This window comes from Streptomyces sp. NPDC052721, assembly GCF_040678315.1.
GTDB lineage: Bacteria > Actinomycetota > Actinomycetes > Streptomycetales > Streptomycetaceae > Streptomyces.
In genome coordinates this window covers 25,354-52,019 of the sequence record NZ_JBFATL010000047.1, presented here as the reverse complement: position 1 = coordinate 52,019, position 26,666 = coordinate 25,354, and the positions used below count along the sequence as shown (strand labels likewise).

At 70.6% G+C, this 26,666-nt stretch carries 23 protein-coding genes, 4 tRNA genes and 1 pseudogene; 14 read left to right on the top strand and 14 right to left on the bottom strand.

The features are described from left to right. Positions 1 to 14 precede the first annotated feature (14 nt). A complete protein-coding gene (locus tag AB0L21_RS33135; RefSeq protein ID WP_365706460.1) occupies positions 15 to 335 on the top strand; it encodes a hypothetical protein in 321 nt (106 codons plus the stop codon). Here the strand turns inward: AB0L21_RS33135 and AB0L21_RS33130 are convergent. Next, entirely contained in the window at positions 332 to 1,390 is a 1,059-nt protein-coding gene (locus AB0L21_RS33130) for an ABC transporter permease (protein WP_365706458.1), read from the bottom strand. The genes AB0L21_RS33135 and AB0L21_RS33130 overlap by 4 nt on opposite strands. An 87-nt stretch (positions 1,391 to 1,477) precedes the next feature. On the opposite strand from AB0L21_RS33130, the gene hrpA reads away from it, so the two are divergent. The 3 genes from hrpA (at position 1,478) to AB0L21_RS33115 (ending at position 5,950) form a co-directional block, all read left to right on the top strand. After that, positions 1,478 to 5,422, top strand: a complete 3,945-nt coding sequence (hrpA, locus tag AB0L21_RS33125) for an ATP-dependent RNA helicase HrpA (protein ID WP_365788057.1) — start codon at positions 1,478 to 1,480, stop codon at positions 5,420 to 5,422. 95 nt (positions 5,423 to 5,517) lie between these two features. Beyond that, positions 5,518 to 5,592, top strand: a tRNA-Asp gene (locus AB0L21_RS33120). 163 nt (positions 5,593 to 5,755) lie between these two features. Next, positions 5,756 to 5,950 carry a DUF6274 family protein gene (locus tag AB0L21_RS33115; protein WP_365788056.1) on the top strand — a complete coding sequence of 65 codons (195 nt, stop codon included), beginning with the start codon at positions 5,756 to 5,758 and terminating at the stop codon, positions 5,948 to 5,950. 474 nt (positions 5,951 to 6,424) lie between these two features. Here AB0L21_RS33115 and bldC read toward each other — a convergent pair whose 3' ends face one another. Continuing rightward, positions 6,425 to 6,631 carry a developmental transcriptional regulator BldC gene (gene bldC, locus AB0L21_RS33110; protein WP_003949541.1) on the bottom strand — a complete coding sequence of 69 codons (207 nt, stop codon included), beginning with the start codon at positions 6,629 to 6,631 and terminating at the stop codon, positions 6,425 to 6,427. 518 nt (positions 6,632 to 7,149) lie between these two features. Continuing rightward, complete coding sequence (locus AB0L21_RS33105) at positions 7,150 to 7,992, bottom strand: hypothetical protein (protein WP_365706452.1); 843 nt, start codon at positions 7,990 to 7,992, stop codon at positions 7,150 to 7,152. Between the two features lie 200 nt (positions 7,993 to 8,192). On the opposite strand from AB0L21_RS33105, the gene AB0L21_RS33100 reads away from it, so the two are divergent. Continuing rightward, a complete protein-coding gene (locus AB0L21_RS33100; protein ID WP_365788055.1) occupies positions 8,193 to 9,299 on the top strand; it encodes a Glu/Leu/Phe/Val dehydrogenase dimerization domain-containing protein in 1,107 nt (368 codons plus the stop codon). A 290-nt stretch (positions 9,300 to 9,589) separates the two neighbouring features. Further along, positions 9,590 to 9,841, top strand: coding sequence for a DUF3073 domain-containing protein (locus AB0L21_RS33095; protein ID WP_030656912.1), 252 nt, complete (start codon positions 9,590 to 9,592; stop codon positions 9,839 to 9,841). Positions 9,842 to 9,907: 66 nt separating this feature from the next. Here the strand turns inward: AB0L21_RS33095 and purM are convergent, their stop codons facing one another. From purM to purS, 8 genes are all read right to left on the bottom strand, one after another. After that, positions 9,908 to 10,975 (bottom strand): phosphoribosylformylglycinamidine cyclo-ligase, encoded by a 1,068-nt coding sequence (gene purM / locus AB0L21_RS33090; RefSeq protein WP_365788054.1) that lies wholly within the window; start codon positions 10,973 to 10,975, stop codon positions 9,908 to 9,910. Positions 10,976 to 11,007: 32 nt separating this feature from the next. Beyond that, positions 11,008 to 12,537 carry an amidophosphoribosyltransferase gene (purF, locus tag AB0L21_RS33085; RefSeq protein ID WP_365788053.1) on the bottom strand — a complete coding sequence of 510 codons (1,530 nt, stop codon included), beginning with the start codon at positions 12,535 to 12,537 and terminating at the stop codon, positions 11,008 to 11,010. A 201-nt stretch (positions 12,538 to 12,738) separates the two neighbouring features. Further along, positions 12,739 to 13,194, bottom strand: coding sequence for an META domain-containing protein (locus tag AB0L21_RS33080; protein ID WP_365706443.1), 456 nt, complete (start codon positions 13,192 to 13,194; stop codon positions 12,739 to 12,741). A gap of 36 nt (positions 13,195 to 13,230) precedes the next feature. Continuing rightward, on the bottom strand, positions 13,231 to 14,028 hold the full coding sequence (locus AB0L21_RS33075; RefSeq protein WP_365788052.1) for a sterol carrier family protein: 798 nt from the start codon (positions 14,026 to 14,028) through the stop codon (positions 13,231 to 13,233). A 32-nt stretch (positions 14,029 to 14,060) separates the two neighbouring features. Next, the gene (locus tag AB0L21_RS33070) at positions 14,061 to 14,567 is read right to left on the bottom strand and encodes a sigma-70 family RNA polymerase sigma factor (RefSeq protein ID WP_365788071.1); all 507 of its coding nucleotides are present in this window, start codon (positions 14,565 to 14,567) and stop codon (positions 14,061 to 14,063) included. A gap of 136 nt (positions 14,568 to 14,703) precedes the next feature. Further along, positions 14,704 to 16,962, bottom strand: coding sequence for a phosphoribosylformylglycinamidine synthase subunit PurL (gene purL / locus AB0L21_RS33065; protein WP_365706435.1), 2,259 nt, complete (start codon positions 16,960 to 16,962; stop codon positions 14,704 to 14,706). Then, positions 16,959 to 17,663 (bottom strand): phosphoribosylformylglycinamidine synthase subunit PurQ, encoded by a 705-nt coding sequence (purQ, locus tag AB0L21_RS33060; protein ID WP_365706433.1) that lies wholly within the window; start codon positions 17,661 to 17,663, stop codon positions 16,959 to 16,961. The genes purL and purQ overlap by 4 nt, the downstream gene beginning before the upstream one ends. Beyond that, positions 17,660 to 17,923: a phosphoribosylformylglycinamidine synthase subunit PurS gene (gene purS / locus AB0L21_RS33055; RefSeq protein ID WP_014673609.1), complete on the bottom strand. Its 264-nt coding sequence runs from the start codon at positions 17,921 to 17,923 to the stop codon at positions 17,660 to 17,662. Before purS ends, purQ begins: the two co-directional genes overlap by 4 nt. A gap of 310 nt (positions 17,924 to 18,233) precedes the next feature. Here purS and AB0L21_RS33050 point away from each other — a divergent pair, with 310 nt between their 5' ends. The 8 genes from AB0L21_RS33050 (at position 18,234) to AB0L21_RS33015 (ending at position 22,821) form a co-directional block, all read left to right on the top strand. Further along, positions 18,234 to 18,551 carry an Lsr2 family protein gene (locus AB0L21_RS33050; RefSeq protein ID WP_030656924.1) on the top strand — a complete coding sequence of 106 codons (318 nt, stop codon included), beginning with the start codon at positions 18,234 to 18,236 and terminating at the stop codon, positions 18,549 to 18,551. Positions 18,552 to 18,718: 167 nt separating this feature from the next. Continuing rightward, positions 18,719 to 18,790: transfer RNA gene (locus tag AB0L21_RS33045), tRNA-Gly, on the top strand. A gap of 80 nt (positions 18,791 to 18,870) precedes the next feature. Beyond that, positions 18,871 to 18,943, top strand: a tRNA-Gly gene (locus AB0L21_RS33040). Positions 18,944 to 19,072: 129 nt separating this feature from the next. After that, entirely contained in the window at positions 19,073 to 20,068 is a 996-nt protein-coding gene (locus AB0L21_RS33035) for an ABC transporter ATP-binding protein (RefSeq protein ID WP_365706431.1), read from the top strand. Then, the gene (locus tag AB0L21_RS33030) at positions 20,065 to 20,853 is read left to right on the top strand and encodes an ABC transporter permease (protein WP_365706429.1); all 789 of its coding nucleotides are present in this window, start codon (positions 20,065 to 20,067) and stop codon (positions 20,851 to 20,853) included. The genes AB0L21_RS33035 and AB0L21_RS33030 overlap by 4 nt, the downstream gene beginning before the upstream one ends. Positions 20,854 to 20,869: 16 nt before the next feature. Continuing rightward, positions 20,870 to 22,114 carry a histidine kinase gene (locus tag AB0L21_RS33025; RefSeq protein WP_365706427.1) on the top strand — a complete coding sequence of 415 codons (1,245 nt, stop codon included), beginning with the start codon at positions 20,870 to 20,872 and terminating at the stop codon, positions 22,112 to 22,114. Continuing rightward, complete coding sequence (locus AB0L21_RS33020; RefSeq protein ID WP_365706425.1) at positions 22,111 to 22,725, top strand: response regulator transcription factor; 615 nt, start codon at positions 22,111 to 22,113, stop codon at positions 22,723 to 22,725. The genes AB0L21_RS33025 and AB0L21_RS33020 overlap by 4 nt, the downstream gene beginning before the upstream one ends. A gap of 23 nt (positions 22,726 to 22,748) precedes the next feature. Further along, positions 22,749 to 22,821: transfer RNA gene (locus AB0L21_RS33015), tRNA-Gly, on the top strand. Positions 22,822 to 22,864: 43 nt separating this feature from the next. Here the strand turns inward: AB0L21_RS33015 and AB0L21_RS33010 are convergent. The 3 genes and pseudogenes from AB0L21_RS33010 to AB0L21_RS33000 form a co-directional block, all read right to left on the bottom strand. Continuing rightward, complete coding sequence (locus tag AB0L21_RS33010) at positions 22,865 to 23,764, bottom strand: phosphoribosylaminoimidazolesuccinocarboxamide synthase (protein WP_365788051.1); 900 nt, start codon at positions 23,762 to 23,764, stop codon at positions 22,865 to 22,867. 103 nt (positions 23,765 to 23,867) lie between these two features. Continuing rightward, a complete protein-coding gene (locus tag AB0L21_RS33005; RefSeq protein WP_365706421.1) occupies positions 23,868 to 25,367 on the bottom strand; it encodes a N,N-dimethylformamidase beta subunit family domain-containing protein in 1,500 nt (499 codons plus the stop codon). A gap of 351 nt (positions 25,368 to 25,718) precedes the next feature. Further along, positions 25,719 to 26,126 (bottom strand): annotated as a pseudogene (locus AB0L21_RS33000) (hypothetical protein); the annotation flags it as partial. Positions 26,127 to 26,666 lie beyond the last annotated feature (540 nt).

The window sequence follows — 26,666 nt, the reverse complement described above, 5'->3', positions numbered from 1 at the left end:
ACATAGGGGGAGACATGGGCCGGGACCAGGGCAGAGGCATCCAGGACACCGAGCTGGAGAAGGACCGGGCCCGGTACGGGCTGCTCGCGGTCGTCATCAGCAATCTGGCGATCGCCGCAGTCGCCGTCTTCGGTGTGTGGCAGCTCGACGGAGACAAGGCGGTGATCGTCGGCATCCTCACCGCCGCGTTCACCGCTGTCAGCAGCACGACCACCGCCTACCTGGGCATCAAGGCCGTCTCCAACACCGCGAGGTCGATCGCCCTCGGGCACGGCCCGGACCGCCGGCGCACCGAGACCACCCCACCGGCTCCGCCCGCCCAGCGCACCCCCTAGGCCGCGTGGGCCGGCTGCCGCGGTCTGCCGCCCGGATGGCGGTGCCGCCAGATCAGGAAGACCGCGCAGGAGACGACCGCCCAGCCCGCCAGCACCAGGAACGGGAACGCGTGCTGGTTGCCGCGGAAGTACACCGCCGTGTGCTGGGCGTTCACCGAGGCACCGGGCGGCAGCCAGCGGCCGATCGTCCCCAGCACGGACGGCAGCAGGGGCCAGGAGACGGCACCGCCGGACGACGGGTTGCCCAGCAGCACCATCAGCCCCCACGTCGGCAGCATGGCCCAGCGCCCGACCAGGGTGTTGAACATCGTGAACACCATGCCCGAGGTGAACATGGTGAAGGCGAGGATCGCCCAGGACTCCGCGAACGGCAGCCTCAGCGCCCCCAGCAGCCAGTCCACCACCGCGGCGATCGAGAACCCGCCGAGCAGGGCGTAGGCGACGGTGAAACAGATCCGCTCCAGCGGGTTCAGCGCCGACGCGTGCACGCTGAGCTGGATGGCGCCGACGAAGCCGATGATCACTGCGGCCAGGGAGATGTAGAAGATGGCCAGGCCTCTCGGGTCGCCCTTCTGCAACGGCTTCAGGTCGTGGAGCACCACGGTGATGCCGGTGGCCTTGCCGACCTTCGACGCCGCCTGCCCCAGCACCTGGGCCACCGTCGCCCCGGAGGCCCCGGACACATGGAGGGTGATCGTCCGGCCGCCGGCGGGCGCGTCGACCACCGCGAAGACCTTCTGCTGGTCCACCGCCCGTACCGCGTCCTCCCGGCTGCCGTACGGCTGCAGCTTCATGGAGGCGCCGAGTGCCTTCTCCATGCCGTCGACGAACCGCCGGGCCGCGGGCTGGTCGTACGCGCCGGTCACCGCCGTGGGGATGCTGTGCGGGGTCGGGTCGGCCATGGCGTACGTGTAGGAACCCGCGAAGAAGCCGGCCGCGGCGGCGATGATCAGGAGGAGGACGATGGCGGGAAGGAAAGGGGATGCCTTGAACGCCGCCCAGCGCTCCGCGCGGGTCGGGGGGCGTCCGTGCTCTCCGTGCGGGGAATCAGGCATACCGACCACGCTAGGTCATGCTGTGACATCGCGCCCCGGTCAAATCGTTCGCTTGTTTTTCGCCCCAGGTGAGATCCTGGATCGCGTATGTCTACGCATCCCGCCCCCGCCCTCGGCACCCTCGCACCCCGTCTGACCGAGCTGTCGCTGCGCGACGCGCATCGGCTCGGGCGGCGGCTGGAGGGCGCACGCAAGATCCGTAAGCCGGAGGCCCGTGCCGCCGTCCTCGCCGAGATCGACGGCGAGATCGGCAAGGCCGAGGCCCGGATGGCCGAGCGGCGCTCGCGCGTGCCGGCCGTCACCTACCCCGAGCAGCTGCCGGTCAGCCAGAAGAAGGACGAGATCGCGGCCGCCATCCGCGATCACCAGGTCGTCATCGTGGCCGGTGAGACCGGTTCCGGGAAGACCACCCAGATCCCGAAGATCTGCCTGGAGCTGGGCCGGGGCGTGCGCGGCATGATCGGGCACACCCAGCCCCGCAGGATCGCCGCCCGGACCGTCGCCGAGCGGGTCGCGGAGGAGCTGAGGACGCCCCTCGGCGAGGCCGTCGGCTGGAAGGTGCGGTTCACCGACCAGGTGAACCCGGACGCCACCTTCATCAAGCTGATGACGGACGGCATCCTGCTCGCCGAGATCCAGACCGACCGCGAGCTGCGCGCCTACGACACGATCATCATCGACGAGGCCCACGAGCGGTCCCTCAACATCGACTTCCTGCTGGGCTACCTCGCCCAGCTGCTGCCGAAGCGGCCCGACCTGAAGGTCGTCATCACCTCGGCGACCATCGACCCCGAGCGCTTCTCCCGGCACTTCGGCGACGCCCCGATCATCGAGGTCAGCGGGCGGACGTACCCCGTGGAGGTGCGCTACCGGCCGCTCCTCGAAGAGGAATCGGACGACGCCGACCGCGACCAGATCACCGCCATCTGCGACGCCGTGGAGGAACTCCAGGCCGAGGGTCCGGGCGACATCCTCGTCTTCCTCTCCGGCGAACGGGAGATCCGCGACACGGCGGACGCGCTGGAGAAGAAGAAGTACCGCTTCACCGAGGTGCTCCCCCTCTACGCCCGGCTCTCGCACGCCGAGCAGCACCGGGTCTTCCAGCCGCACACCGGGCGCAGGATCGTTCTGGCCACCAACGTCGCCGAGACCTCCCTCACCGTCCCGGGCATCAAGTACGTCATCGACCCCGGCTTCGCCCGGATCAGCCGCTACAGCCACCGCACCAAGGTCCAGCGGCTGCCCATCGAGCCGGTCAGCCAGGCCAGCGCCAACCAGCGCAAGGGCCGTTGCGGCCGTACCTCCGACGGCATCTGCATCCGTCTGTACTCCGAGGACGACTTCCTGGCCCGCCCGGAGTTCACGGACGCGGAGATCCTGCGGACGAACCTGGCCTCCGTCATCCTCCAGATGACCGCGGCCGGCCTCGGCGACATCGAGAAGTTCCCCTTCATCGACCCGCCGGACCACCGCAACATCCGCGACGGCGTGCAGCTGCTCCAGGAACTGGGCGCGCTGGACCCGGCCCGGAAGGACCCCCGCGAGCGGCTCACGGACACCGGCCGCAAGCTGGCCCAGCTGCCCGTCGACCCCCGCCTGGCCCGGATGGTCCTGGAGGCCGACAAGAACGGCTGTGTCCGCGAGGTCATGGTCATCGCCGCCGCGCTGTCCATCCAGGACCCGCGCGAGCGCCCGGCCGACAAGCAGACCCAGGCCGACCAGCAGCACGCCCGCTTCAAGGACGAGACCAGCGACTTCCTCGCCTATCTGAACCTGTGGCGGTACATCCGCGAGCAGCAGCGCGAGCGCGGCTCGTCGTCCTTCCGCCGGATGTGCAAGCAGGAGTACCTGAACTTCCTGCGCATTCGCGAATGGCAGGACATCTACACCCAGCTGCGCACGGTCGCCAAGCAGATGGGCATCCATCTGAACGAGGACGACGCCCCGGCCGACCGGATCCATGTCTCCCTCCTCGCCGGTCTCCTCTCCCACGTCGGGATGAAGGACGTGAAGGACGGCAACAAGAACGAGTACCTGGGCGCCCGCAACGCCAAGTTCGCGATCTTCCCGGGCTCGGCGCTGTTCAAGAAGCAGCCGAAGTTCGTGATGTCGGCCGAGCTGGTGGAGACGAGCCGCCTCTGGGCGCGGGTCAACGCCAAGATCGAGCCGGAGTGGGTCGAGCCGCTGGCCGGGCACCTGCTCAAGCGGACGTACAGCGAACCGCACTGGGAGAAGGACCAGGCCGCCGTGATGGCGTACGAGAAGGTCACGCTGTACGGCGTGCCGATCGTCGCCCAGCGGAAGGTGAACTACGGCCGGATCGACCCGGAGGTCTCGCGCGAGCTGTTCATCCGCAACGCGCTCGTGGAGGGTGACTGGCGCACGCACCACAAGTTCTTCGCCGACAACCGCAAGCTGCTCAGCGAGGTCGAGGAGCTGGAGCACCGCGCCCGGCGCCGGGACATCGTGGTCGACGACGACACGCTGTTCGACTTCTACGACCAGCGGGTGCCCGAACACGTCGTCTCCGGCGCCCACTTCGACTCCTGGTGGAAGCGCAAGCGGCACGAGCAGCCGGACTTCCTGGACTTCGAGCGGGAGATGCTCATCCGGGAGTCGGCGGAGGCGGTCACCAAGGCCGACTATCCCGACACCTGGCGGCAGGGGCAGCTCAAGTTCCGGGTGACGTACCAGTTCGAGCCGGGTGCGGACGCCGACGGTGTGACGGTCCACATCCCGCTCCAGGTCCTCAACCAGGTCACGGACGAGGGCTTCGACTGGCAGATCCCGGGCCTGCGCGAGGAGGTGGTGACGGAGCTGATCCGTTCCCTGCCGAAGCCGATCCGCCGCAACTACGTACCGGCACCGAACTACGCGAAGGCGTTCCTGGAGAAGGCGGTGCCCCTCCAGGAGCCGCTGACCGTCACGATGGCGCGCGAGCTGAAGCGGATGGTCGGTGTCCCGTTCGAGGCGGACGACTTCGACTGGACCAAGGTTCCCGACCACCTGAAGATCACGTTCCGGATCGTTGACGAGCGGCGTCGGAAGCTGGCCGAGGACAAGGACCTGGAGGCGCTGAAGCTCCGGCTGAAGCCGAAGGCGCGCAAGGCCCTGTCGCAGGCGGCGGCCGCGACCGCGTCCCGCGAGGGCGGGGAGTCCCTGGAGCGCAAGGGCCTGACGGACTGGACGATCGGCACCCTCACCCGCGTCTTCGAGACCCGCCGGGCCGGTCAGCCGGTCAAGGCGTACCCGGCGCTCGTCGACGACGGCGACACGGTCTCCGTCCGCCTCTTCGACACGGAGGAGGAGCAGGCGGAGGCCATGTGGAAGGGCACCCGCCGGCTCATCCTGCGCAACATCCCGGTGAATCCGGCGAAGTTCGCGTCCGAGAAGCTGACGAACGCCCAGAAACTCGCCCTCTCGGCCAACCCCCACGGCTCGATCCAGGCCCTGTTCGACGACTGCGCGATGGCCGCGGCGGACAAGCTGATCGCGGACTTCGGAGGGCCGGCGTGGGACGAGGAGTCGTACCGGAAGCTGTACGACAAGGTGCGCGCGGAGATCGTGGACACCACGGTCCGTACGGTCGCCCAGGTGCAGCAGGTCCTCGCCGCCTGGCAGGCCTGCGAGCGCCGCCTGAAGGCCGTCGGCAGCCCCGCGCTGCTCGCGAACCTCACGGACGTCCGCAAGCAGCTGGACGCTCTCGTGAAGCCCGGTTTCGTCACCTGGGCGGGCATACGGCGCCTGCCCGACCTGATGCGCTACCTGGTGGCCGCGGACCGGCGCCTGCAGCAGATGCCGACGAACGTCCAGCGGGACACGACCCGCATGGAGAAGGTCCACGAGATGCAGGACGAGTACGCCTGGCTCCTGGAGCAGCTCCCCAAGGGCCGCCCGGTCCCGTCCGCCGTCCTGGACATCCGCTGGATGCTGGAGGAGCTGCGGGTCAGCTACTTCGCCCACGCGCTGGGCACGGCGTACCCCGTCTCCGACAAGCGGATCGTCAAGGCGATCGACGCAGCAATCCCGTAACCGCTCCCGCACGGAGGGTGAGTTCGACCGGGACCCTCACCCTCCTGTACAGTCTCTTCTCGCAGCGCAACGCACGAAGAAGCGCCGCGAAACAAGGTCCTGTGGAGCAGTTTGGAGTGCTCGCCACCCTGTCAAGGTGGAGGCCGCGGGTTCAAATCCCGTCAGGACCGCATGACGAAGGGCCCCCGGAAGGGGGCCCTTCTTGCTGTTCCGGTGAGGCTGGGGGCTGTTCCAGCGAGGCCGGGGGAGCCCACGCCGTCTTGACGGCGTCACATTCCCTCGGTACTCAGGGAGCAGGGCTCGTTCCCTCTGTGCGGCCCCCGGAGGTGGCGTATGGCGGCGTCGGTCAGGCATGAGACGCGGGCGCTTCTGAGGGCGCATCTGTCGGCCGCCTCGTCCTACCGGCACCTCACCCGCCACTGTCCCATCTGCCACCACCTGCTGCGGCTGGCGATGGACGGCGCCCCGCAGGCCCAGGAGGCCGAGCGGGAGGCCCCCGAGGACGGCGAGACCACTCGTCGCGTCTGACCTCCGCCGGCCCCAACCACCGTACAGACGTGGGAGTCTGGGGCGCGCACCCCGCCCGGACGCTCCTCTAACGCATGCGAGCCGCAGGCAACAAGCGTCCGAACGTGTGACGGGAGTCACCGCATGAGTTTTTGAAACAGCGGTACTTACCCCCTTCATACAACGGGTCAATTTAATATGTGCAATTGCACCGCTCCCAGGGGTCGCGCACAGTCGTTCCGACAGCCCTCCCCAGACTCCGACAAGGACGCTCACAACTGCCGCCCGCGCCCCCCGACCTGCGCACAAAAAAGATCGCGCTGGACCCGGCGGAGTCCAGCGCGATCGACGACGCACCCTGTGTCGCTTGCCTACAACGTTCTCTTCGGCCTGGGCGAGGGGCCTGTTGGGGCAGGTCCCGCGTCGCTTGGAGCTAGGGTTTCGGGCGCCTCGGCCAGTTGGGGGACCGACCGTCTTGCCCGGTTATGCAGTTGTTCAGGCCTCGCTGCGCTGCTGCGGGATGCCCGCCAGCAGGGCGCGGACCTCGGCCTCGCGGTAGCGGCGGTGCCCGCCGAGCGTACGGATGGACGTGAGCTTGCCGGCCTTCGCCCACCGCGTGACCGTCTTGGGGTCGACGCGGAACATGGTGGCGACCTCAGCCGGGGTCAGCAGCGGCTCGGCATCAGGGGTGCGAGCGGTCATGAGCGGCCTCCTCGGGAGAACCGAACCTTCTCGGTTCTTTCCTCTAAATTCTGCACCTTGACCCGCGTTGCCCGAAATGGCGGACGCGAGTCGAGTCGGTTATAGGACGAACGGCTTGTCCTCGGCACTACAACTACACCATCTGTCCAGCCGCGTCGGCCAAACCGATGGAATTGCCCTCCCAGGTGTTCATCAGCGACGGAAGCCGATGGACCATGCCATAGCGGACAGTCACGCCACTGTGACGATCAGTCACAGGACAATCAGGAGTCACCAGACCCCCCAAAGCGTGCAATGCTGAGAATCCGCCCACCATGGAGCATAGTTGGACGGATGGAGCCCTCCCCGGACCCCTTGTCCTATTTTGGCACGAGGAGTGCCAAGAGGCGCAAGAGCCGGGTAAGTGCCGTGCATCACCCTTGAGACATAAGTCCAGATCGGGACCAACGTCCCGTCAGGTGGTCTAAGCGAGTAGAACGTACGTCCTCTGTCACCGATTTGACCGTGACGTACGTCACTCAGTTCGCGGAGCGCCGGTCCCGTACCGCCCGCCACCGCTCCACCAGCCGCCCGTACGCCTCCCCGGCGGCCGTCCCGTCACCCCGGCGCAGCGCCTCGATCCCGGCCGCCACGTCCGCCGCCGAGTGGTCGCCCTCCAGCTCGCCGGCCGGCAGCACATGCACCAGGCCCCCGTAGTCCAGCTCCACCAGCGAGCGCGGATGGAACTCCTCCAGCCAGCGGCCGACGTCCACCAGACCGTCGATCAGCGGGCCTTCCTCGACGGCGTCCTTCAGCGTGCGCAGCGCCCGCGCCACCCGGCGCCGGGCCTGCACCATCGGCGTGCGGTAGCGCAGCACCGGGGGCACCTCGGCGGTCCCCTTGTCGTACCGCCGCTCCTCGTCCGAGACCAGCACGAACCAGTTCAGCGGCACCTGCCAGGTCGCCGTGCGGATCCACGGGCGGGCGTCGGGGTTGCGGGCGAGCCAGCGCTCGTAGTCCTGGGCGGCCTGGCGGCGCACCACCGGCGGCAGCACCGCGTCCAGCACCGGCGGGGGCAGCTCCTCGGCCAGCTCCTCCAGGGCCTGCCAGCCGCGCAGCCGGGTCCGCCAGGGGCACACGCAGACCACCCCGTCGACCTCCAGCACGAAGGCGTCGCTGCTCTCGTGCACCGGCACCGCGATCGGCGGGACGGGCAGCAGGTCGGCCAGGGAGCGACGCAGTTCGTCCTGGTAGGAGGGGCGGTCGGGGCGGCGGGCGTAGCGCGCCCAGTGACCGCGCTCCGGCTCGGGGAAGGCGCCCAGCGGCTCGTACACGCGCAGGTACGCCGCATAGGGGACGACCACGGAGGACACCTTCGGCACGCCTGCTCCCTCCCCACCGGACCCGGCTCGAAACCACTGCAAATCGTGCCACGCTCATACGTGCGCAGCGGGCCCCGGAGAGTGATCCTGAACACTGCGCGGATGGTGAGGGAACCGAGGCTCTACGCTCATGCCACGGCTCCCCGCCACCCGTACGGGGACCGAACCCCACTCGCCGCTAGTACACAGGAGTCACCACAGTGACCGACGTAACCGGCGCGCCTGCTGATGTCCTGCACACCCTGTTCCACTCGGACCAGGGCGGCCATGAGCAGGTCGTGCTCTGCCAGGACCGCGCCAGCGGCCTCAAGGCCGTGATCGCCATCCACTCCACCGCCCTGGGCCCCGCCCTCGGCGGCACGCGCTTCTACCCGTACGCGACCGAGGGCGAGGCCGTCGCCGACGCCCTCAACCTCGCACGCGGCATGTCGTACAAGAACGCCATGGCCGGGCTCGGCCACGGCGGCGGCAAAGCCGTGATCATCGGCGACCCGGAGCGCGACAAGACCGAGGAGCTGCTCCTCGCCTACGGCCGCATGGTCGCCTCCCTCGGCGGCCGCTACGTCACCGCGTGCGACGTCGGCACGTACGTCGCCGACATGGACGTGGTGGCCCGCGAGTGCCGCTGGACCACCGGCCGCTCCCCCGAAAACGGCGGCGCCGGCGACTCCTCCGTGCTCACCGCCTTCGGCGTCTACCAGGGCATGCGCGCCTCCGCCCAGCACCTGTGGGGCGACCCCTCGCTGCGCGGCCGGAAGGTCGGCATCGCCGGCGTCGGCAAGGTCGGCCGCCACCTGGTGAAGCACCTGCGCGACGAGGGCGCGGAGGTCGTGATCACGGACGTGCGCGTGGACGCCGTCCAGCGGATCCTGGAGCAGTACCCCGCGGGGGTGACGGCCGTCGCCACCACCGAGGAGCTGATCCGGGTCGAGGGGCTCGACATCTACGCCCCGTGCGCCCTCGGCGGCGCCCTGAACGACGACACCGTCCCGGTGCTCACCGCCAAGGTGGTCTGCGGTGCGGCCAACAACCAGCTGGCCCACCCGGGTGTGGAGAAGGACCTCGCCGACCGCGGGATCCTCTACGCGCCGGACTACGTGGTGAACGCCGGCGGGGTGATCCAGGTGGCCGACGAGCTGCACGGGTTCGACTTCGACCGGTGCAAGGCGAAGGCCGCGAAGATCTTCGACACCACGCTGGCCATATTCGCACGTGCGAAGGAAGACGGGATTCCGCCGGCCGCGGCGGCCGACCGGATCGCCGAGCAGCGGATGGCCGACGCCCGCGCGACCCGGGCCGCGTGCTGAGCCGGTCGCACATCTGAGCGGTACCCGTCGGCGGGAACTTAGAGAGAACTCTCACTCCCCCCGGCGGGTCGTTCCCCGATAAGTGGTTAAAATCGCCACTGACCAGCGAGGACAGGGCGCCTCGAAGGTTCTGGGCAGACGCGCGTGCTGCGGGCGACGTACCGTATGGGCGCGGGCTCAGGTACCGTGGAAGCCCTACGGACGGGCCTCTCCACGGAGAGTCCGTTCCAGATCATGAACGCGTGTCAGACTCTGGGGCCGTCGAGCCCCGTCGTTGAGGGGGTCGAGCCATGGGGCGCGGCCGGGCCAAGGCCAAGCAGACGAAGGTCGCCCGCCAGCTGAAGTACAACAGCGGCGGGACGGACCTGTCACGCCTGGCCGAGGAGCTGGGCGCATCGACGTCGAACCAGTCGCCGAACGGCGACCGCTTCACGGACGATGAGCATGACGACGACGACCTGTACTCCCGCTACGCCGACCTCTATGAGGACGACGACGAGGACGAGGACGAAGGTCCCGCACAGCACCGTCGAGGCGCTTGACCTTGCACTGAGCACCAGTCCGGTCGGTGGCACAGCCACCGACCGGCTTCTGTGCTGTCCGCACGGTCAGACCGCGTAGTCCCCCACCAGCTCCGCGCCGGTCGTCTTCTCGCCCCGCTCGGTGATCTCACCGGCGACCCAGGCGTCGACACCCCGGTCGGCCAGCGTCGCGAGGGCGACCTCCGCGGACTCCTCCGGGACGATCGCCATCATGCCGACGCCCATGTTGAGGGTCTTCTCCAGTTCCAGGCGCTCGACGTTCCCGGTCGTCCCGACCAGGTCGAAGATCGCGCCCGGGGTCCAGGTGGAGCGGTCGACCACGGCGTGCAGCCCGTCCGGGATCACCCGGGCCAGGTTCGCGGCGAGCCCGCCACCGGTGATGTGGCTGAACGCGTGCACCTCGGCCGTGCGGGTCAGTGCCAGACAGTCCAGCGAGTAGATCTTGGTGGGCTCCAGCAGCTCCTCGCCGAGGGTGCGGCCCAGCTCGGCCACCTCCGACTCCAGGGCCAGGCCCGCCGTGTTCAGCAGGACATGGCGGACCAGGGAGTACCCGTTCGAGTGAAGCCCGGAGGACGCCATGGCGATCACGGTGTCACCCGTGCGGATGCGATCCGCGCCGAGCAGCCGGTCCGCCTCCACAACGCCCGTACCGGCGCCGGCGACGTCGAAGTCGTCCTCGCCGAGCAGGCCGGGGTGTTCGGCCGTCTCACCGCCCACCAGGGCGCATCCGGCCAGCACACAGCCCTCCGCGATGCCCTTGACGATGGCCGCGACACGCTCGGGGTGCACCTTGCCGACGCAGATGTAGTCGGTCATGAACAGCGGCTCGGCGCCGCACACCACGATGTCGTCCATGACCATGGCGACCAGGTCGTGGCCGATGGTGTCGTAGACGCCCATCCGGCGTGCGATGTCGACCTTCGTGCCGACGCCGTCCGTGGCGGAGGCGAGCAGCGGGCGCTCGTAGCGCTTGAGGGCGGAGGCGTCGAAGAGCCCGGCGAAGCCGCCGAGGCCGCCCAGCACCTCGGGGCGCCGGGTCTTCTTCACCCACTCCTTCATGAGCTCTACGGCGCGGTCTCCCGCTTCGATGTCGACGCCCGCGGCTGCGTAGCTGGCACCAGTCGTCTCAGACATGGGGTGAGAACTTTCGTGTCGTACGGCAGAACTTACGGGCGGCGGATCGCGTCGGTCGCCGCGGTCGCGGCCGGACCGGCCGCCAGCTCGGTCTCCAGCAGCTGCTTACCGAGCAGCTCCGGGTCCGGCAGCTCCATCGGGTACTCGCCGTCGAAGCAGGCGCGGCACAGGTTCGGCTTGGCGATCGTGGTCGCCTCGATCATGCCGTCGATGGAGATGTAGGCGAGCGAGTCGGCGCCGAGGCTGGTGCCGATCTCCTCGATGGTCATGCCGTTGGCGATCAGCTCCGCGCGCGTGGCGAAGTCGATGCCGAAGAAGCAGGGCCACTTCACGGGCGGGGAGGAGATCCGGATGTGGACCTCGGCGGCGCCCGCCTCGCGGAGCATGCGCACCAGGGCCCGCTGGGTGTTGCCGCGCACGATCGAGTCGTCCACGACGACCAGGCGCTTGCCCTTGATGACTTCCTTCAGCGGGTTCAGCTTCAGGCGGATGCCCAGCTGGCGGATGGTCTGCGAGGGCTGGATGAACGTACGGCCGACGTAGGCGTTCTTCACGAGACCCGCACCGAAGGGGATACCGGAGGCCTCCGCGTAGCCGATGGCGGCCGGGGTGCCGGACTCCGGGGTCGCTATGACCAGATCGGCCTCTACGGGGGCTTCCTTGGCCAGCCGGCGGCCCATCTCCACGCGGGAGAGGTAGACGTTCCGGCCGGCGATGTCGGTGTCCGGGCGGGCCAGGTACACGTACTCGAAGACACAGCCCTTGGGCTTCGCTTCCGCGAATCGGGAGCTGCGCAGGCCGTTCTCGTCGATGGCGACGAACTCGCCCGGCTCGATCTCGCGGACGAAGCTCGCGCCGGTGATGTCCAGCGCGGCGGTCTCGGAGGCGACCACCCAGCCGCGCTCCAGCCGGCCGAGGACCAGCGGGCGGATGCCCTGCGGGTCACGGGCGGCGTAGAGGGTGTGCTCGTCCATGAAGACGAGGGAGAAGGCGCCCTTGACCTTCGGGAGCACCGCGTGCGCGGCCTCCTCGATGGTCAGCGGCTTGCCGTCCTCGTCGACCTGGGCGGCCAGCAGGGCCGTCAGCAGGTCGGTGTCGTTGGTGGCCGCGACCCGGGTGGAGCGGCTGTTGTTGTCGTTCGGCAGGTCGGCGACCATCTCGGCGAGCTGCGCCGTGTTGACCAGGTTGCCGTTGTGGCCGAGCGCGATCGAGCCGTGCGCGGTGGCGCGGAACGTCGGCTGGGCGTTCTCCCACACGGAGGCGCCGGTGGTCGAGTAGCGGGCGTGTCCGACCGCGATGTGACCCTGGAGCGAACCGAGCGAGGTTTCGTCGAAGACCTGGGAGACCAGGCCCATGTCCTTGAAGACGAGGATCTGGGAGCCGTTGCTGACCGCGATTCCCGCGGATTCCTGACCCCGGTGCTGGAGGGCGTAGAGCCCGAAGTACGTGAGCTTTGCGACCTCTTCACCCGGAGCCCAGACACCGAAGACGCCGCAAGCGTCCTGGGGGCCCTTCTCGCCGGGAAGCAGATCGTGATTGAGTCGACCGTCACCACGTGGCACACCACCGAGTGTAGGCGAGGTCGACCACTGGTCCGAATTGGGGATACGCGCCCGTAACGGGCCGGGCGGTCCGGATCACCTTGGTGGATTCCGCGTTTTCCCTGGTCAGGGCGGTGTGTCACCGGCCGCGGGGGGCTGCGGGCGGGCCGTACGAGCCGGTCACGGGCGGCTTCGCCGTATTCGTGAGTGAGGTGTCGCACATCATCCGGGGGTGCTCCGGCTGAGGTGGACGCGGTCGCCGTCGCCGTCGGTGAGCGTCGCCTTCGCGGCGTCGGCCTTGGCGGTGAGGGTGCCGGTGGTGAGGATGCGCGCGAGGGCGCGCTCGAAGTCCATGCGCTCCTCGCTGCAGGCCATCCGGGTCGTGCGCAGGTCACCGATGGTGATGCGGTCCCCGCTCACGGTGGCGCGGGCGCTGAAGTGGTTGCAGCCCAGGTTGCCGCCCGCCTTGCCGTCCTCGTCGATGCGGAGACGGGCGGGGGCGGGCGCGGGCCGGGTGGTGGCGCCGACGGTGATGCCGTCGACCCGCCAGTCGATCCCGGTCACCGGCTGCTGGACGCTCACCGCTCCACTGTCCGCCTTCTCGCCGCCACAGGCCACCGTGAACGGGAGAAGCACGGCGGCCACCGCCAGGGTCACGCGCTGCTTGTACCGGTTCATGGTGATTCGACGTACGTGGGCGGACCCGGGTTCCGGCTACGCCATGACCGGCAGCAGCCCCCCGATGTCCGCCCGCTCCCCGCTCGCGCTCACCTTGGCAGCGGCCAGCGCGTCCGCCCAGGCCGTACGGCCGGTGGCGAGCCGGATCCAGGTCAGCGGGTCGGTCTCCACGACGTTGGGCGGGGTGCCCCGGGTGTGCCGGGGGCCCTCGACGCACTGCACGACCGCGTACGGCGGCACCCGCACCTCGGTGGAGCCGCCGGGCGCCTTCACGGCGAGGGCGTCGGCGAGCAGCCGGGTGGTGGCGGCCAGGGCCTGCCGGTCGTACGGCACCTCCAGGCCGGGGACGGCGGCGTTCAGGTCGTCGGTGTGGACGACGAGTTCGAGGGCGCGGGTGACGAGGTAGTCGTCCAGCGGCAGCGCGCCCGCGCTGGTGTCCAGCAGCCGGCTGCCGGGGTGCTCGTCCAGCAGGGCGCGCAGGCTCTGGTCGACGTCGGCGAGGTAGGCGCCGAGGTCCGGGTGGGCGGCGGTGAGGCCCCGGGTGAAGTCGTCGATGGCGCCGGCGCGCGGCCGGGTGGAGAACGGCCACTCGACCACGGTGACGGTCTGCCGGGCCGGGGCGGGCAGCTCCAGGGCCCGGTGGACGGCGGTGACGGCCATGCCGATGTGCGCGATCAGGTCCCGTACGGTCCAGGCGCCGAGCCGGGTCGGCAGGGCGAGCTGCCGGGGTTCCAGGCCGCGCAGAGCCTCCCGTACGGTGCCGAGCTGGGCGAAGACCGCGGCTCGGGTCTTGGCGGGGTCGTAGCTGCGGGGACGCTTCTTGGCCGGTGGCATGAGAGCGACCTTATGCCCGCCGGGGCGGCGTTTCAGCGGGGTTCCGCCAAGCCGCTGCCGATCCGCGAAGGCTCCGCCCGGCTGTCCCGGCGGGGCCTTCGCGCGGTCGCGGCGGCTACGCCGGCCTCGCCGGCTTCCGCGACGCTGAGCCCGTCCCAGTAGCTCAGCGGCAGGACCTCGCGGTGGGCGGGCGGCAGCCGGCCGAGGGCGTCGAGGACGGCGTCGTCCCGCTCGGGCGCGGGAGCGCGGCCCACCGCGTCGGCGATGGTGCGGTGCGGCTCCGTCAGGCGGGTCCTGGAGCGGTAGTGGTTGTTCAGCAGGTTGCGCACGGTCACGAACAGCCGGCCCGGGCTCACGCCCTGACCTGCCGTCAAGCGCTCCCGGTCGGTGCGGAAGACCTCGGCGGTCAGTTCCTCCGCCGCCTCGCGGTCGCCCGGCCGCCGGTGCACGAAGGCGCACACGCGCGCGTGCTCACGGACGTACAGGTCCGTGAGGCGTGCGGCGCGGTCACGGCCGCTCCGTGTCGGCAAGGTCTCCACATTGTCGTGGGCCGGGCGCATCCTTACGGCCGGTGCGGAGACTTTCACCGGACGGACTGTCGCCGTGCACGCGGACGCCCCCGCCCGGACCGCGTTCGGACGGGGGCGTCTGCGCATACGACCCGAGCAGGCTCCGCTACGCCAGCAGCGCCGGGATCGTGCCCTCGTGGGCCTCGCGCAGCTCGGCGAGGGAGAGGGTGAACTCGCCCTGCACCTCCACCGCGTCGCCGTCGATGACACCGATACGGGTGGCCGGCAGGCCGCGCGCACCGCACATGTCGTTGAAGCGGACCTCCTCCGAGCGCGGCACCGCGACGATCGCGCGGCCGGCCGACTCGGAGAACAGGAAGGTGAAGGCGTCCAGGCCGTCGGGTACGACCAGACGCGCGCCCTTGCCGCCGAGCAGCGCGGACTCGACCACGGCCTGGACCAGACCGCCGTCGGACAGGTCGTGCGCGGAGTCGATCATGCCGTCGCGGGAGGCGGAGATCAGGATCTCGGCCAGCAGCCGCTCGCGCTCCAGGTCCACCTGCGGGGGCAGACCGCCCAGGTGGTCGTGGATCACCTGGGACCAGGCCGAGCCGCCGAACTCCTCCCGGGTGTCGCCGAGGAGGTAGATCAGCTGACCCTCCTCCTGGAAGGCGACCGGGGTGCGGCGGGCGACGTCGTCGATCACGCCGAGCACGGCCACCACCGGGGTCGGGTGGATGGCGGCCTCGCCGGTCTGGTTGTAGAGCGAGACGTTGCCGCCGGTCACCGGGGTGCCCAGTTGCTGACAACCGTCCGCGAGACCGCGCACGGCCTCGGCGAACTGCCACATCACCGCCGGGTCCTCGGGCGAGCCGAAGTTCAGGCAGTCGGAGACGGCCAGCGGCTTGGCGCCGGTGGTCGCCACGTTCCGGTAGGCCTCGGCCAGGGCCAGCTGGGCGCCGGTGTACGGGTCGAGCTTGGCGTAGCGGCCGTTGCCGTCCGTCGCGATGGCGACGCCGAGACCGGTCTCCTCGTCCACGCGGATCATGCCGGAGTCCTCCGGCTGGGCGAGGACGGTGTTGCCCTGCACGAAGTGGTCGTACTGGGACGTGATCCACTTCTTGGAGGCCTGGTTCGGCGAGCCGACCAGCTTCAGGACCTGGGCCTTCAGCTCCTCGCCCGTCTCGGGGCGGGGCAGCTTGTTCGCGTCGTCGGCCTGGAGGGCGTCCTGCCACTCGGGGCGCGCGTAGGGGCGCTCGTAGACCGGGCCCTCGTGCGCGACCGTGCGCGGGTTGACGTCGACGATCTTCTCGCCGTGCCAGAAGATCTCCAGCCGGTCGCCGTCGGTGACCTCACCGATGACGGTGGCGATGACGTCCCACTTCTCGCAGATCTCCAGGAAGCGGTCGACCTTGTCCGGCTCCACGACGGCGCACATGCGCTCCTGCGACTCGCTCATGAGGATCTCCTCGGGCGAGAGCGTGGAGTCGCGCAGGGGTACGTCGTCCAGGGTGACGCGCATGCCGCCGGAGCCGTTGGAGGCCAGCTCGGAGGTGGCGCAGGACAGACCGGCCGCGCCGAGGTCCTGGATGCCGACGACCAGCTTCTCCTGGAACGCCTCCAGGGTGCACTCGATGAGCAGCTTCTCCTGGAAGGGGTCGCCGACCTGGACGGCCGGGCGCTTGGAGGGCTTGGCGTCGTCGAAGGTCTCGGAGGCCAGGATCGAGGCGCCGCCGATGCCGTCGCCGCCGGTCCGGGCGCCGTACAGGATGACCTTGTTGCCCGCGCCGGAGGCCTTCGCGAGGTGAATGTCCTCGTGCCGCATCACACCGATGGCACCGGCGTTGACCAGCGGGTTGCCCTGGTAGCAGGCGTCGAAGACGACCTCGCCGCCGATGTTGGGCAGGCCCAGGCAGTTGCCGTAGCCGCCGATGCCCGCGACCACGCCCGGCAGGACGCGCTTGGTGTCGGGGTGGTCCGCCGCGCCGAAGCGGAGCGGGTCCACGACCGCCACCGGGCGGGCGCCCATCGCGATGATGTCGCGGACGATGCCGCCGACACCCGTGGCCGCGCCCTGGTAGGGCTCGACGTACGACGGGTGGTTGTGCGACTCGACCTTGAAGGTGACGGCGTAGCCCTGGCCGACGTCCACCACACCGGCGTTCTCGCCGATGCCGACGAGCAGCGCGTCGCTCTGCGGCGCCTTCTCGCCGAACTGGCGCAGGTGGACCTTGGAGGACTTGTACGAGCAGTGCTCGGACCACATGACCGAGTACATGGCGAGTTCGGCGCCGGTCGGGCGGCGGCCGAGGATCTCCACCACCCGCTCGTACTCGTCCTTCTTCAGGCCGAGTTCGGCCCAGGGCAGCTCGACGTCGGGGGTCGCGGCCGCGTGCTCGACCGTGTCCAGAGGCGTCCGGCTCATGCGTTGACCAGCTTCTTGAGGATCGAGGTGAAGAACGGGAGCCCGTCGGTACGGCCCGTACCGATCAGCGGCTCGACGGCGTGCTCGGGGTGCGGCATGAGGCCGACGACGTTCCCGGCCTCGTTGGTGATGCCGGCGATGTCCCGCAGCGAGCCGTTCGGGTTGCCGTATCCATCAGCGGCTTCGCCGCGGACCAGGTAGCGGAAGGCGACGCGGCCCTCCGCCTCCAGCTTGTCGAGCGTGTACTCGTCGGCGACGTACCGGCCGTCCATGTTCTTCAGCGGGATGTGGATCTCCTGGCCCGCGCGGTAGTCGCTGGTCCAGGAGGTCTCCGCGTTCTCCACCCGCAGCTTCTGGTCGCGGCAGATGAAGTGGAGGTGGTCGTTGCCGAGCATCGCGCCCGGGAGGAGGTGGGCCTCGGTGAGGATCTGGAAGCCGTTGCAGATGCCGAGGACCGGCAGTCCGGCCTTCGCCTGCTCGATGAGCGGCTCCATCACGGGCGAGAAGCGGGCGATGGCGCCGGCCCGCAGGTAGTCGCCGTAGGAGAAACCGCCGCACAGCACGACGGCGTCGACCTGCTTGAGGTCCTTGTCCTTGTGCCAGAGGGCGACCGGTTCCGCCCCGGCGATACGGATCGCGCGCTGGGTGTCCCGGTCGTCCAGGCTGCCCGGGAAAGTGACGACGCCAATACGAGCGGTCACTTGGCCGCCTCCGCGACTTCATCGACCCGGACCGTGAAGTCCTCGATCACGGTGTTGGCGAGGAAGGATTCCGCAAGATCGCGGATGCGGGCGAGCGCGGCCTCGTCGACCGGCCCGTCAACTTCCAGTTCGAAACGCTTTCCCTGACGTACGTCCGAGATCCCTTCGAAACCCAGGCGCGGCAGCGCACGCTGGACCGCCTGGCCCTGGGGGTCGAGGATCTCCGGCTTGAGCATGACGTCGACTACGACGCGTGCCACTGGCACTCCCGGTGTGTGGTGCTGAGCAGGTTCCTTCAGACTACCCGCACAAAATTTCTACGCGAGTAGAGTTGGAGGAATGTACGTGAGGCGCATCACGATCGGGTGTCGAAGCCGGACACCCGTGAAAAGTTCTGGGAAAGTTCCACAGTCCGTCCGTCGCACCTATTGCGCCCGGACACGCGGACGGATTTAGTCGGGCTTCACTTTGCATTGCCGGGCACTGTACAAATGAATTGGCAATAGCCGATACTCGGCACGTCGTCGGCGTTGAGCTGTAACGACGTGCTGCACGAAGGGACCGATATTCGTGGCGCAAAAGGTCGTGGTCACTCTCTTTGACGACATCGACGGCTCGGAAGCGGCGGAGACGATCGCCTTCGGACTCGACGGCAAGTCGTACGAGATCGACCTGAACGAAAGCAACGCCAAGAAACTGCGCAAGGCGCTCGCGCCCTACGTCGAGGCCGGCCGCAAGCGGTCGCGGTCCGGCAAGGCGTACAAGCAGACGGAGGTCGCCCCCGACCCGGCGGCCGTCCGCGCCTGGGCCCAGGCCAACAAGATGGACGTCCCCGCCCGTGGACGCATCCCGAAGAAGGTCTACGAGGCGTTCAGCGCCGCGCAGTGAGCCCGCGAAGGGGCGAGTCCCCAGGGCCCGTCAGACGGCCCTGGGGGCCGTGCACTTGGGGCATACGGGGCCTCGGGGGGAACCGACTTGCGCTACCCCCCTGCTGATCAGCTAATGTCTGGGACACGCCGAGGGGCGAGGCCGACAGGCCGGATCCCGAGGACCGTGCGGGTGTAGTTCAGTAGTAGAACATCCCCCTTCCAGGGGGAAGGCGCAGTGTGCGATTCCTGTCACCCGCTCCGCACCGCCGACCCGACCACGCTTGTGGATCAGGTAGGCTGGTGTTCGCACCGATCGGTGGGAGCCGATCGGGAGCAGTGCGGACGTAGCTCAGTTGGTAGAGCGCAACCTTGCCAAGGTTGAGGTCGCGAGTTCGAGCCTCGTCGTCCGCTCGGGAATGAGACCCCGGTCCACTGGACCGGGGTCTTTTCGTCGTCCGGCCCGGCGTCTCTGACATGTGTCATGCCGAGCGATGACACCGCGCACTGCCGGCCGGGGCACCCCGCCGGGACGCTGGGGTCATGGACATCGACGGACACGAGAACGTGATCGAGGTCACCGACCTCAGGCGTGTCTACGGGGGCGGGTTCGAGGCCGTACGCGGAATCACCTTCTCCGTGGCGCGCGGGGAGATCTTCGCCCTGCTGGGCACCAACGGCGCCGGAAAGACCTCCACGGTCGAACTGCTGGAAGGGCTCGCCGCACCGGCCGGCGGCCGGGTCCGGGTGCTCGGCCACGACCCCCACCGCGAGCGGGCCGCCGTACGGCCCCGCACCGGCGTCATGCTCCAGGAGGGCGGCTTCCCCGCCGAGCTGACCGTCGCGGAGACCGCCCGGATGTGGGCGGACTGCACGACCGGCGCCCGGCCGGTCGCGAGTGAGCCGAAGGGCCGCGCCGGTACCGCCCGGAGGGGGTCGAGCCACAGGGCGGCGGACGTGCTGGAGCTGGTGGGGCTCGCGGGCAAGCGGGGCGTACGGGTCAAGCAGCTGTCCGGCGGCGAACGGCGGCGCCTCGACCTGGCGCTCGCCCTGCTCGGCGACCCCGAGGTGCTGTTCCTCGACGAGCCGACGACCGGGCTCGACGCCGAGGGCCGCCGGGACACCTGGGCACTGGTGCGCCGGCTGCGGGACGCCGGCACCACCGTGCTGCTCACCACGCACTACCTGGAGGAGGCCGAGGGCCTCGCCGACCGGCTCGCCATCCTGCACGAGGGCCGTATCGCCGCCTCCGGCACCCCGGCCGAGGTCACCGCCGGCCGCCCCTCCCGGATCTCCTTCGAACTTCCCGACGGCTACTTCCTCGCCGATCTGCCGCCCCTCGCCGGCCTCGGTGTCTGCGGACACGAGAGCGACGGCCGGGTGGTGCGGCTGCGGACCCGTGAACTCCAGCGGACCGCCACCGCCGTGCTCGTCTGGGCCGAGCGGGCCGGTGTCGAACTGCGCGGCCTGGACGTCCGCTCGGCCTCGCTGGAGGAGGCGTTCCTCGGGATCGCCCGGGACGAGGAGGCGGCGGCATGAGTGGCGTGGCCCTGAGCACCCTCGCGCCCTCCGTACGGCGGCTGCGGGCGCTGGCGCGGGCCGAACTGGCCCTCCTCGGCCGCAACCGAGGTGTCGTCTTCACCGCGCTCGTGGTGCCGCTCGCCCTGCCGTTCAGCGTGCGCCCGGCCCTCGACCAGATGGACGTGGAGAAGCGGGGCATCAGCATCGGCGCGGCCATGCTCACGGCCGCGATCGGCTTCTCCCTCCTCTTCGCCGTCTACACCTCGCTCGTCAACGCCTACGTCGCCCGCCGCGAGGAACTGGTCCTCAAGCGGCTGCGCACCGGCGAACTCACCGACCCCGAGATCCTCACCGGCACCGCCCTGCCCGCCCTGGGCCTCGGCCTCGCGCAGGCGCTGCTGCTCTGCGCCGGATGCGCGGTCCTGCTGGACGCCGGGGCGCCCAGGGCGCCGTATCTGACCCTGCTGGGGCTCGCGTCCGGACTGGTGCTGAGCGCGGCGCTCGCCGCCCTCACCGCGTCCTTCACCCGGACCGTGGAGAGCGGCCAGGTCACCGCGCTGCCGCTGGTGTTCGTGTCGATGATCGGCTCCGGGATCATGTTCCCCACCGAGGTCATGCCGGAGAAGCTCGCCTCCGTCTGCGAACTGCTCCCGCTGTCCCCCGCGATGCGCCTGGTCCGGGCGGGCTGGACCGGCGGGTTGAGCGGGTACGAGGCGCTCGGCGCGCTCGCGACCGCGCTGGCCTGGACCGTGGTGGCGGTGTTTGCTGTACGGCGGTGGTTCCGGTGGGAGCCCCGGCGCTGAGGAACGGGGGGCGCACGTGGTGGGGCGGATACGGCGGTGGCAGCAGCGGCACTGGAGGGAGCGCAGCAAGGCGGAACGGGTCGAGCTGTACACGGTCGTCACCTGGCACGGCACGACCTGGTTCTTCTCGCTCGGCTGGCTGCTGCTGCCCTTGGTGGGCGGCCTCGGCCACCGGCCCGTGGCGGTTGTCCTGGGCGCCCTGCTCGTGCTCGTGGCGGCCCTGCAGTGCGTGGCCTCGAACCGGCTCACCCGGCCCGCCCTCGACCACTACCTGGGGCGTGCCCGGCTGCCGGCCGACGCCCACCGCGCCCCGGCCGTCCTGCTGGCCCTGGCGCTGGCCCTGACCGTGGCCCTCTCGGCGCTGGACGCGGCCGACCCCATGACGATCCGGCTGGCCGTCGGCGCCTCCCTGCTGCCGTTCGGGCTCCTGTACGGACTTGCGGTCCCGGTACGGGTGTTCCTGCGCCGGTCGGCGGTGCTCGCGGCCGTGCTGACGGGTGCCGTGTGGCTCGCCGACCACGACACCGTGGGCCTGCTCGCGACCTTCCTGATGGTGGCCTTCCAGACGGTGTTCTCACTGCTCGCCTGCCGCTGCGGCGCCTGGACCCTGGCCGTGCTGTGGGAGGCGGAACGGGCCCGTGAGGTGGAGGCCCGGCTCGCCGTCGCGGAGGAACGGCTGCGCTTCGGACGCGACCTGCACGACGTGCTGGGGCGGAACCTGTCCGTGATCTCCCTCAAGAGCGAGCTGGCCGTGCAACTGGCCCGGCGGGGGCGGCCGGAGGCCGTGGAGCAGATGATCGAGGTGCAGCGCGTCGCGCAGGAGTCCCAGCGGGAGGTGCGGGCCGTCGTACGCGGCTACCGCGAGGCCGACCTCGGCGTGGAACTCGCCGGTGCCCAGGGCGTGCTGACGGCGGCCGGGATCGACTGCGAGGTCCGCGCGGAGACCGGCGGACTGCCCGCCGAGGTGCAGTCCGCACTCGGCTGGGTGGTGCGCGAGGCCACCACCAACGTGCTGCGGCACGGGGACGCGGGCCGGTGCGAGGTGGAACTGGCGGTACATGAGGGGCATGTGGTGCTCACGGTGGAGAACGACGGGGCCGCGGCGCCCAGCGGTGGCGGTGGCTCGGGGCTCGCGGGACTGCGGGAGCGGCTCGCCGCCGTGGACGGAACCCTGGAGGCGGGAGTCGTGGGCACGGGCCGGGACCGGTTCCGGTTGGTGGCGGACGTACCCCTGAGGACTGTGAGAGGAGTCACCTCGTGAGCGCTCCGGTACGGCTGTTGCTCGCCGACGACGAGCACCTGATCCGGGGTGCGCTGGCCGCCCTGCTCTCCCTGGAGGACGATCTGCTGGTCGTCGCGGAGGCGGCGAGCGGGCCCGAGGCACTGGCGATGGCCCGGGCGCACCAGCCCGACGTAGCCGTCCTGGACCTCCAGATGCCGGGCGCGGACGGTGTGAAGGTCGCCACATCCCTGCGTGCCGAACTGCCCGGCTGCCAGGTGCTGATCGTCACCGGGCACGGGCGGCCCGGGCATCTGAAACGGGCGCTCGCGGCCGGTGTGCGCGGGTTCGTCCCGAAGACCGTCAGCGCCCAGCGGCTCGCCGAGATCATCCGCACGGTGCATGCCGGAAACCGCTACGTGGACCCCGAGTTGGCCGCCGACGCGATCTCCGCCGGGGACTCCCCGCTGACCGCGCGGGAGGCGGAGGTGCTGGAGCTGGCCGCCGACGGAGCGCCGGTCGCGGAGATCGCCGAACGGGCCGCGCTGTCACCGGGGACCGTGCGGAACTACCTCTCCTCGGCGGTCACGAAGCTCGGCGCCGAGAACCGTCATGCGGCAGTGCGTCTCGCACGCGAGCGAGGTTGGGTATAGTTGCTCTCGCGCAACGGCGCAACGCGGACGTAGCTCAGTTGGTAGAGCGCAACCTTGCCAAGGTTGAGGTCGCGAGTTCGAGCCTCGTCGTCCGCTCGGGATGAGACCCCGGTCCATTGGACCGGGGTCTTTTTCGTGCCTAGGACCAGCTGGTGCCCGTCAGCCGCTCGTACGCCTCCACGTACTTCTGCCGGGTCGCCGCCACGACCTCCTCCGGCAGCGCCGGCGGGGGCTGCTCGCTCCTGCGGTCCCAGCCGGACTCGGGCGAGGTCAGCCAGTCACGGACGTACTGCTTGTCGTACGACGGCTGGGCGCGGCCCGGCTGCCACTGGTCGGCCGGCCAGAAGCGGGAGGAGTCCGGGGTGAGGACCTCGTCGGCGAGGACGAGGGTGTCGCCGTCGAAGCCGAACTCGAACTTGGTGTCGGCCAGGATGATCCCCCGGTCCCGGGCGATGTCCCGGGCACGCGAGTACACCGCGAGCGTGGCCTGGCGCAGCTGGGCGGCGGTCTCGGCGCCGACCTGGCGGGCCACCTCCTCGTAGGACACGTTCTCGTCGTGCTCGCCGACCTCGGCCTTGGTGGCCGGGGTGAAGATCGGAGCGGGGAGTTCGGAGCCGTCGACGAGGCCTTCGGGGAGGGCGAGGCCGCAGACCGTACGGGACTCCTGGTACTCGGCGAGGCCGGAGCCGGTGAGGTAGCCACGGGCCACGCACTCCACCGGGACCATCTTCAGCGACTTGCAGATCAGCGTGCGGCCCGCCCAGTCGGCCGGGGCGCCCTCGGGCAGCTCGGTGCTGATGACATGGTTCCTGGCGAGGTCGCGGAGCTGGTCGAACCACCACAGGGAGAGCTGGGTGAGGACGCGGCCCTTGTCGGGGATCTCCGTGGGCAGCACCCAGTCATAGGCGGACATGCGGTCGCTGGCGACCATCACGAGGTCGCCCGCCTCGTTCTGGTACAGCTCGCGCACCTTTCCGGTGTGCAGGTGCACCAGGCCCGGAACCTCGATCGGCTCGGGCTTTTCTACGAATCCGGACACGGTTCCTCCCCGTGGTTCTGTCCAATGCCTCGATTCTCCCGTATGGGGGTGATAGGGCGCGCCCGGGGGTGTGGGTCGGGCGCCGGGCGTGGGGCGCTTGGTGTCAGTCGCGTTTGCAGATGCGGTCCAGCAGGTTCGCGGTGGCGCGCTGGACACGGGCGTCCACATGGCCCGGGCGGTCCAGGGCCGGGGACCAGGCGAAAGTGCCCGAGGCGAACACCCAGGCGCCGGAGGGGGCACGGTAGAGCGACGTCTCCTGGTGGCGCAGGACGCCGTCGTTGTCGGTGTAGGGGGAGTGGGCGAGCAGGATGCGTTCGTCGTGCTCGGGCAGTGGGGTGCGCGGGAAGTAACGGTCCGCCTCGCCGGCGACCAGGCCCGCGATCTCGTCGCCCTCATGGGCGCCGGTCGCCTCCCACAGCCAGTGGCCGGCATTGCGGACGATCAGCGGGTGCGGCTCGGGGACCCGGCCCGCGTACTGGATGCCGGCCAGCTGCTGCTCGGGCCGGTCGATCTCGCGCCACAGCACCGGCCGCCCGGGGCCCTTGCGCTTACGGCAGGTCAATAGGCGGTCCGGGACGCCGGACGGGGACGGGCCCAGCTCCACCTGCCAGTACATGGTGTTGGCGGAGAGGAACACCAGCGAGGTGCCACGGTCGCGGGCGTCCTCGACGGCCCGGCGCATCGGCACCGACCAGTACTCGTCGTGGCCCGGGAAGACCAGTCCCCGGTAGCGGGTGGGGTCGATCCGGCCGGCGTGCAGGTCACGGGCCTCGGCGTAGGCGAGGTCGTAGCCGTAGCGCTCGGCCCAGCGGATGAAGTCGTAGGCGTGGCCGACGTGCAGGGGCAGGCCCGCGCCGGCGTACGGCCGGTCGAAGGAGACGGTGGTCGCGGCGTCGGCCTCCCCCAGCAGCCGGCCCTTCTCGTCCCAGGCGTGGTAGAGGCTGGCGCCGGTCCGGCCGTCCTCCGGGTAGAGGTTGTACGCCTGCCAGGTGATGTCCGGCAGCAGCAGGAGGAGGTCCGCGGGGTGGTCGTCGCGGACCGTGAACGGCACGTGGGAGCGGTAGCCGTCGGCGGTGGTCAGGACGGCCACATAGGCGCCGATGCTCCAGTAGGAGGGCACCTGGAGGCGCCAGGACAGCCACCAGTGGTGACAGGAGACCGTGCGGTCGGCGGTCAGCGGCGGGGGCTGGACGATGCCGGAGAGGCGGGGGCTGGTGGTGATCTTGGACGCGCCGTCGCCGCCGTAGTGGCCGATGCGGTAGATGTCCACGCTGAACTGCTGCGGCGGGTCGACCGTGATGTGGAAGTCGATCGCCTCGCCGGGCGCGACCGCGCCGGTGGAGGTGAAGCCCTTGATCTGGCGGTGCACGTCGTCGGCCGAGCGGGGGCCGGACCCGGCCGCGCGCGGCGCCGGGACGCGTACGCGGTCGCCGCCGGTGAGCTGCTGCGGGCTGGGGTCGACGTACCACGGCACGACGTGGCCGGTGTCGTCGAAATACGTCTCACTGCCACGCAGCCAGGGCACCGGGCCCTGCCCGAAGGGGTCCGTGACGGCGTGCGCGAGTGCTCCGGACTCCCAGCGGCGGATGTGGTCCGAGGCCATGGTCGCTCCCCTCCCTCAGGCCCCCGTGCCTGTCTCGGTGGTGCTCACTGCTCTCGCTGTGCTCGGTGTGCTCGGCCGTGCTGTCTTATGTCGCGTGCCTTTGCCAAGGGCGTGGTCGGTCCCAGCACATCACATAACGCACGGGGACGGTCACTAGTCGTTGCGAATTGACCTGAACTGGAAGTCGCTTTTCCGGTACGGGGTCCCGTGCGGGCTTCCGGCACGGGGGTCGGGTGGGGTCCGGGTCGGCTGAGAGCCGGGGAGGGACTACCGCCGGCCTCGGCGGGATTCGGGCCCGTGGCGGGCGGCGGGCGCCTCCGGCGGGGGGCCGGCGGGTCGTCCCCGGTCGGGTCAGACGAGACGTACGGGCTTCTCGGGGCGTATGCCGGACGCGGCCAGCCAGTCGCGCAGCGGGCCCGGGTCTCCCTCCTCGATCAGAGTGAGGACCTTGGGCGCCAGGTCGGCCGCCCGTTCACCGCCCAGCAGCAGGGAGGGCCCGTCCAGCCAGTCCAGGGCGGGGACGGCTCCGGCGGTGTCTACGGCCGCGCAGCACACCATCGCCGTGACGTGGTCGGCGAGCAGCTCACGGGCGGTGCGCTGGGGTTGCAGCGGGAAGAGTGGCACCCCGCAGGCGAAATCGTCCCACTGGGCACTCTCGGGACTCCGCCGTCCCGCGCCGCTTGCGTCCACCCCGGCGGCCTCCTCCCGAGCCAGCTCGGCACTCAGCCGGGCGGCGAGAGCGGCACTGCGCTCCGTGGTGGGGTCTTCTTCTTCGCCGAAGGGAAGCTGAGGGCCTGGCTCCCGGGCGGCGAGGGCACTGTCAGCGGCGGAGGCATCGGCGAGGGCTGACCCGTCGGCTTGCAGAACCCCGCCTGCCGACCGGGCCCCCGTGTTTCCCGGAACGGTGTCGCCGGCCCGGAAGCCGGAGGGTCCGGCGACCGAAGCGCCCGCCCCCTCCGCACCGGCACCACCGGCTACGGAGGCAGAAGGACCGGAGTCCGGGGTGCCGGTCACACCGGGGGCGGTGCCGCCGGCTCCAGAAGCGGCAGCCCCAGCGGCGGAGGTGCCCGTGCCCCCTGCAACAGCACCATCAATCCCGGAGGCAGAAGGACCGGAGGCCGGGGTGCCCGTCACACCGGGGGCTGTGCCGCCGGCTCCGGAAGCAGAAGGGCCGGAGGCCGGGGTGCCCGTCACACCGGGGGCTGTGCCGCCGGCTCCAGAAGCGGCAGCCCCAGCGGCGGAGGTGCCCGTGCCCCCTGCAACAGCACCATCAATCCCGGAGGCAGAAGGACCGGAGGC

Excerpts from the sequence above, each read along its gene's own strand:
- AB0L21_RS33075 (WP_365788052.1), bottom strand. The coding sequence starts at position 14,028 with ATGCCACCGGCCAAGAAGCGTCCCCGCAGCTACGACCCCGCCAAGACC.
- AB0L21_RS33135 (WP_365706460.1), top strand. The coding sequence starts at position 15 with ATGGGCCGGGACCAGGGCAGAGGCATCCAGGACACCGAGCTGGAGAAG.
- AB0L21_RS33035 (WP_365706431.1), top strand. The coding sequence starts at position 19,073 with ATGGACATCGACGGACACGAGAACGTGATCGAGGTCACCGACCTCAGG.
- AB0L21_RS33095 (WP_030656912.1), top strand. The coding sequence starts at position 9,590 with ATGGGGCGCGGCCGGGCCAAGGCCAAGCAGACGAAGGTCGCCCGCCAG.
- AB0L21_RS33005 (WP_365706421.1), bottom strand. The coding sequence starts at position 25,367 with ATGGCCTCGGACCACATCCGCCGCTGGGAGTCCGGAGCACTCGCGCAC.
- AB0L21_RS33030 (WP_365706429.1), top strand. The coding sequence starts at position 20,065 with ATGAGTGGCGTGGCCCTGAGCACCCTCGCGCCCTCCGTACGGCGGCTG.
- AB0L21_RS33130 (WP_365706458.1), bottom strand. The coding sequence starts at position 1,390 with ATGCCTGATTCCCCGCACGGAGAGCACGGACGCCCCCCGACCCGCGCG.
- AB0L21_RS33115 (WP_365788056.1), top strand. The coding sequence starts at position 5,756 with ATGGCGGCGTCGGTCAGGCATGAGACGCGGGCGCTTCTGAGGGCGCAT.
- AB0L21_RS33080 (WP_365706443.1), bottom strand. The coding sequence starts at position 13,194 with ATGAACCGGTACAAGCAGCGCGTGACCCTGGCGGTGGCCGCCGTGCTT.
- purM (WP_365788054.1), bottom strand. The coding sequence starts at position 10,975 with ATGTCTGAGACGACTGGTGCCAGCTACGCAGCCGCGGGCGTCGACATC.
- hrpA (WP_365788057.1), top strand. The coding sequence starts at position 1,478 with ATGTCTACGCATCCCGCCCCCGCCCTCGGCACCCTCGCACCCCGTCTG.
- bldC (WP_003949541.1), bottom strand. The coding sequence starts at position 6,631 with ATGACCGCTCGCACCCCTGATGCCGAGCCGCTGCTGACCCCGGCTGAG.
- purL (WP_365706435.1), bottom strand. The coding sequence starts at position 16,962 with ATGAGCCGGACGCCTCTGGACACGGTCGAGCACGCGGCCGCGACCCCC.